Origin of the sequence: Streptomyces sp. NPDC002793 (assembly GCF_040295485.1) — a bacterium.
Classification (GTDB): Bacteria; Actinomycetota; Actinomycetes; order Streptomycetales; family Streptomycetaceae; genus Streptomyces.
On the sequence record NZ_JBEOVL010000116.1, the window covers coordinates 1 to 3,714 of the forward strand.

Annotated in this window: 3 protein-coding genes and 1 pseudogene; 1 reads left to right on the forward strand and 3 read right to left on the reverse strand. The window is 59.9% G+C overall.

Going from position 1 to position 3,714, the window contains the following annotated elements; all coding sequences use genetic code 11:
* The first annotated feature begins 825 nt into the window (after positions 1-825).
* Complete coding sequence (locus tag ABT001_RS35770; RefSeq protein WP_200697600.1) at positions 826-1,470, forward strand: peptidase inhibitor family I36 protein; 645 nt, start codon at positions 826-828, stop codon at positions 1,468-1,470.
* A gap of 42 nt (positions 1,471-1,512) precedes the next feature.
* Here the strand turns inward: ABT001_RS35770 and ABT001_RS35775 are convergent, their stop codons facing one another.
* From ABT001_RS35775 to ABT001_RS35785, 3 genes and pseudogenes are all read right to left on the reverse strand, one after another.
* On the reverse strand, positions 1,513-2,508 hold the full coding sequence (locus tag ABT001_RS35775) for a hypothetical protein (RefSeq protein WP_234461017.1): 996 nt from the start codon (positions 2,506-2,508) through the stop codon (positions 1,513-1,515).
* Positions 2,501-3,046, reverse strand: coding sequence for an RNA polymerase sigma factor (locus ABT001_RS35780; RefSeq protein ID WP_200697599.1), 546 nt, complete (start codon positions 3,044-3,046; stop codon positions 2,501-2,503). Before ABT001_RS35780 ends, ABT001_RS35775 begins: the two co-directional genes overlap by 8 nt.
* 342 nt (positions 3,047-3,388) lie before the next feature.
* Positions 3,389-3,472: pseudogene (locus ABT001_RS35785) on the reverse strand (IS5/IS1182 family transposase); the annotation flags it as partial.
* Positions 3,473-3,714: the final 242 nt, after the last annotated feature.

Sequence of the window (3,714 nt, forward strand, 5' to 3'; positions counted from 1 at the left end):
GCAGCCAGGCCACCACCTCGCCCATGGCCCCCGGCTGTTCGGCGAGGACGGCCAGGCGGATCCTCGCGCGTCCTCCTCCGGAGGAACGACGCACGAACCTACGGTTCGTAAAGACGATAAAGCCCTGCGGGCTTTCAAACTAATTCCTCCGGAATGAGTTTGGGAATTCCTCCGGAATTCTCGCACTCTGTACGGGAAGTGATGCGACCTCTCCGGCGACAGCAGGCGCCGGGGGTGACAGGTAGTCAAGCGCCGGTCAGGCCTGACGTCGAATCACCACCTACCGCACGACTCGTAGCTGACGTCACGACAACTACGCGCCAACAAGGAGGTTCGGGTTATCCGGGCCGGAGCGAGAGTCGCGTGCATCATTCTCGGTCGTAGCTAAGGGCTGGAATCAGTCCACTCCGCCTTGCATCACTAAAAACCTGGGGTAGAGTCCGTTAATTTTGATGGTCCCCACCCCCGCCCAGCCAAAAATCCGTTCACCCGAACTGCATAAAACGAGGTCAGGAGCATGACCACTGCGGAGCTTCACCGAGCCTCGACAACGGGGACTCTCGGTTCCAGAGGAGAAAGAATAGGGGGTGAGGCTGGAAGATCAAAACAAACAAAATGCACGATTAGAGGATGCAATAAATCAAAAAGGATATCCCATCCATTAGGAGCCTACTTTTAGGTCAATATAGGAATTGTACTGGCCAAAAAAACCAGGACTTAAGCGACATTTACCTACGAAAAGCCTGGATTCTCGCTTGATCCCTTCACACCGCTAACACATACTGCACAACACTCGCTACTTAGCGTGAAACCTTGGGGGGAATAATGAATCTGCGTAAGAGCTTGGCTTTCGCCGGCGTCACCATCCTGACCGCTGCCACAGCCAGTCAGGCGCATGCTGCGGAACCGAGCGAGCTCCAGCAGCAGATTGACACAGTGCTGGCCAACACCACGGGGGGCGTGCAGATCAGCCTGAACGAAATAGCCTGGGAGGGCGGGCAGGCCATCATGTCGTTCCCGCTGCCTGGGGAGGAGGTAGCGCCTCCCAGCAGTCAGGCCGCTATCGACCTGCAGACCCAGCAGGCTGGGGTCTCGAAGCAGAGCGTTAAGGCTGCCGCTGCTGCGGGCGAAGCCCTCGCAGCAGCAAGTGACAGCTGCCCGACGGAGGTGTTCGGTAATGACTGGTATTGCTTCTACCAGTACAAGGACTTTGGCGGGCGCCGCCTCCAGTGGAACCAGGCGAAGCACGATGTCGTCTTTTTCTCGCAGTTCGACTTCGTGAACAAGACGTCGTCCTGGTCCAACAAGGGCGGGAAGTACATCTACGTACAGGGTCGCTCTCAGACTGGTTCCGACAGGTCCTGCTGGGAAAAGCCGCTCATCCTCTGGCAGGAAGCTCCCCACACCAGCAAGGCATTTGTGGGGTCGAGTCTGGACAACAAGGCAGACTGCTTCTGGACGTCTTACTGAATTGATGGGTGGAGAGATGCTCCCTCTCCACCCATCGCACGTTCAGCCCTTAAGGAATGTTACGTAATTTACGACCGCGGGTCCGTCTACTTTCATTGCGGGCGAGGATTCCAGGAAGATCTCCTCATAGGCGAGAATCTTACCGTTTTCAGGGTCGACGACCAGCATGTGCTCGGCCGGAATGCTTCCGGAGTCGTCCTTGACTGTGTAGGCAACGCCTTGGCGCCCAGCTCTGTCGGTCACCTCGCCTGCAGTGGTCAGCCCCTTCTTCTTCGCCAGGACTCGAAGGAGTGCCGCCCGCTGCTCAGGATCGAGGTGGTTGGTCATCAGCTTGTCTACCACTGACTCAGAGATGAAGCCGGCGGTGTCTGCCGGCGCACCCTGGTCCAGCCAAGCTTCCAGCTCGGCCGGGTTGTGAGGCGCGTCTCCGTACCCGACATCCCCTGTGCCCGACCGGTCAACGGGTTCCTTAATCGCATCCCACTGACGCTCCCAGAGGCTGCGCTGCTCATCGTTCTGGAACTGCGGCTTCTCTGCCTTGACCGACCACGTCGTGGTGCCATCCGGCTTCTTCAACGTTTCACGCCGTTCGGGCACCACTGCAGAGGTGATCTGCATCCCTCCGATCCTGGTCGTCAATGACCAGGTTTCCTGGATGAACGGACCGCCCTCGGCACCATCCGCTTCCTGTAGTTTTTCTACCCTCCGAGCGGTGGCTTCCAGGTCCATCGAAGCAGTGGTGGAATCGTCGGCGACCGTGTGGACGGCAAGAAGTCTCGGAGTAGCTACCACCGCCGGATCAATCGGAGGCCGCTGCAGGAGGTCCGGACCTATCAGCAGAGCCCCCGCGACAACAGCAGCCGACACCGCAAGAAGAGAAACCCTGAAGGGCGACGTCCATTTGGTGCGCGAGCGACGACCCGCAGGCCGGGGTTCCTGAACGATGCGCTGAAAGAGAGCATCCGCCTCTGGCTGCACCATGTGAGGCTTATGGATTCGCGATTCGAGTTCGGCCAAAGACCGGTCAATTTCATGCATGACTCTGCTCCTTCACCCGGGCGCTGGCACCGTAACTCGAATCAAATCCGTGAAGAATCTTCTTCAATCGTTTCCTGGCACGGAACAAACGAACCCGCGTCGCCGCCGTACTACATCTCAAAACGGTCGCCTGGTCTGATGCGCTCAGGTTCTCCCAAATCGCCAGGCGAAGGATTTCCTGATCCTCTTCTTTGAGACGTCCGAAAGCCTTGACCAGATCAGCCATAGCTATCGCACTGTCCGCATGCTCAGAAGAGTCGAACGTCGCCGGCTGAGCAGCAAGGAGCTCAGTCAGGCTGACCTGCCGTCGCTGAGAACGTCGATCATTGGCCAGCGTGCGCCGCGCAACTCCGTACAGCCACGGAAGCTCGTCGGCGTCCCCTATATCTTCCATCCGCCGCCAAGCGGTGAGGAACACGTCGGCTACCACGTCCGCCACCCGGTCTGGGTGCGCACGTCGAGCCGCGTACGCCTCGATCGCACCGCGATGGTCTCTGTACAGCTCGGCAAATCTCTGCTCATACATCAGTGACTGCATCTGCCCTCCGAGAGTCCTATGTCCGGCAGCACCTGATGCGTTACACCTGGCCTAGTATATTTCTCACGCACCAGCAGCTGATCGGCTCCAAGCACGTGTGCCAGCCGCCGAGCCTTGCGGTCGAAGCCCTGGACCAGTGGGCGGGTGGACACGCTTGAGACTCCGTCTCCGCCCTGAACAACCAGGTCACCCGGCACACAAGGTGGGATTCTGCGGATCACAACCGGCCGCTAATGCTTCTGCCCAAATGTGTCGATGGGCCCCCTCTTCGGGCGGCCCCGCAGTGATACGACCGGGCGAATGCGGGTCAGGGCGTTGTCCCAGTGAGCCCTTCCATCTTGATCAGGTGGCAAGTTCGAGGGCGAGGACGGCACGGACGACGGCTGTGATCCGGATGGTGCTGCAACGGAGCTTCCGCAGGAGTCGCCCGCGAGCGCCTGGTCCAGCTTGGTGTCCGGCTGCCGAGAAGCCGGCCGGCCGTACCCGCTGCAGGCGGCGAAGGCGCGTGGGGCGCAGGCAGAGGCGCCGTTTCGTCGGGCGCCACCAGGCGCGCGGATGTCACGGTTCGGACGGTAAGTGCGTGTTTCTCATCCCATGGTTCGTAACGGGCCTGCTGGGAGGCTCGTCCGGGTGCCCTGGCGGTGCTGGTTGGGTTGAGAACCGTCACA

Excerpts from the sequence above, each read along its gene's own strand:
- ABT001_RS35770 (WP_200697600.1), top strand. The coding sequence starts at position 826 with ATGAATCTGCGTAAGAGCTTGGCTTTCGCCGGCGTCACCATCCTGACC.
- ABT001_RS35775 (WP_234461017.1), bottom strand. The coding sequence starts at position 2,508 with ATGCATGAAATTGACCGGTCTTTGGCCGAACTCGAATCGCGAATCCAT.
- ABT001_RS35780 (WP_200697599.1), bottom strand. The coding sequence starts at position 3,046 with ATGCAGTCACTGATGTATGAGCAGAGATTTGCCGAGCTGTACAGAGAC.